Source organism: Shewanella sp. MM_2022_3 (assembly GCF_022557375.1).
In the GTDB taxonomy this organism is placed as follows: domain Bacteria; phylum Pseudomonadota; class Gammaproteobacteria; order Enterobacterales; family Shewanellaceae; genus Shewanella; species Shewanella xiamenensis.
This window is the reverse complement of sequence record NZ_JAKZGV010000106.1, coordinates 1-1,513: the sequence shown is the minus strand read 5'-3', so window position 1 is coordinate 1,513 and position 1,513 is coordinate 1. Positions and strand designations below refer to the sequence as shown.

The following is a 1,513-nucleotide window of genomic DNA, read 5'->3' as shown; positions in this document are numbered from 1 at the left end:
CCAATGCAAAATTAACTATTACAATAGTGAAGTATTTCAAATCCCCCATAATCCACAAGCCAAATAAAAAGAACACTCCTAAATTTCTAAATTTAGACCATGCGAAATAGTTTGCTGGATATTCTTTACATGCAAAAAAAGATAGCAGTTTAAAATTAAACGAGATAGCAATAGCTACATACACTAGGATCATACTAAGTAATAATATGAGCAATTTAAAGCTAAACACATTCATCCATGTGAAAATCGATTCATACCAAAATTCAAGCCTAAAATCAACGGCAAGACCGATAGCAACAGATAAAGCCAATACAATGCTCATACCCAATATACTAATTTTATTCATACAATTTCCTTAAGATAAAAATCGTGGAATTCCATTTCACACAAGGATAAATAGAGTTAACGATGGGGATTAAAATGTGAATGAAGTTGCTTGATTCGCTCTGGGATCAAATCCATTTTATTGTCGGTGTTTAACTCATCACAATTTTCAGCGACAACCCGTTCTACGCCAGTTTCATCAGTAAAATAGAGTTTTTCGCAGTCGCATCTCAGTTTAGCGATGAGCGGCTTTTCCGCTTTAGCTTGGCGAACCTCGGCAACCCAGCAGGAATCAGCACAACCGCAGGAATGATAAATCAGCTTCTCACCAGAGACAGGCCAATCCAGCTGATATTCGCCAGCCAGCGCATTGCCCACACATGTCACAAGAGCAAACAATACCAATAATAGATATCGAATCATTTTTAATCATCCAAGGCTTATATGAGTTCCTTAAGGACTAAGCATTAAACCACCTTACTTAATGCTTAACCCAAGAAGAATCAAAATGTTACGACCGCGCCATTAACAATGGATGTCCATTTTATTCGCATTTTATTCTGCGGATTTAACAATGGGTGTCCAATTAAACCTGTAAATTACCTCTTATGGTCAACAGTGCAACATCTTTTTTATTAATTTGACGATTAAGTTTACTTAAGACTGATTGCTGAGTCTCTGGCGTCCAAAAAATCTTTAAACATTCTCTTGCTCGTGTAATAGCTGTATAAAAAATACTGTGAGTAATGTCATCTTCATTAGCATCTGTAATAACTATTTTTACAGAGTCATATTCTAAACCTTGAGCCTTATGTATCGATACTGCATAAGCAACTTGAAATGGTACTATCATATTCAAGTCATCATCGTCGTTGTCACTAGCTTCATATCCATAGTCATATACAGAAAAACGAACGACAGAGTCCCTAATCCAAGTCAACTCTGTACCAATAACATCAAAAGAAGTTAATGGCCTATCCAAAATAACTTGAAACTGTATCTCACCTTTACTATAAAAAATGTCATCTATCCAACCTTTCAAGTTATTATATACAACTTTTTTAAAACGTTCTGAGTCTGAAAATAAAATAGGATCTCCTATTTTATATGTAGCATCTTTCCAAACAACTGATTTACCGACATTACTAGCCTGAAGAAAAAGATTTATATTATTTATACCATATAGCCC

Annotated in this window: 3 protein-coding genes; all 3 read right to left on the bottom strand. The window is 35.0% G+C overall.

Translation table 11 applies throughout. The annotated features are described in order from the left end of the window. On the bottom strand, positions 1-346 hold a 346-nt coding region (locus MMG82_RS21280), incomplete at its 3' end, for a hypothetical protein (protein ID WP_241407405.1). Between the two features lie 56 nt (positions 347-402). Then, a complete protein-coding gene (locus tag MMG82_RS21275; protein ID WP_241407403.1) occupies positions 403-747 on the bottom strand; it encodes a hypothetical protein in 345 nt (114 codons plus the stop codon). 163 nt (positions 748-910) lie between these two features. Continuing rightward, a partial coding sequence (locus MMG82_RS21270; protein WP_241407401.1) for an ATP-binding domain-containing protein occupies positions 911-1,513 on the bottom strand: 603 nt, incomplete at its 5' end.

What these genes read in the sequence shown, in the direction of transcription:
- MMG82_RS21275 (WP_241407403.1), bottom strand. Translation starts at nt 747, where the DNA reads ATGATTCGATATCTATTATTGGTATTGTTTGCTCTTGTGACATGTGTG.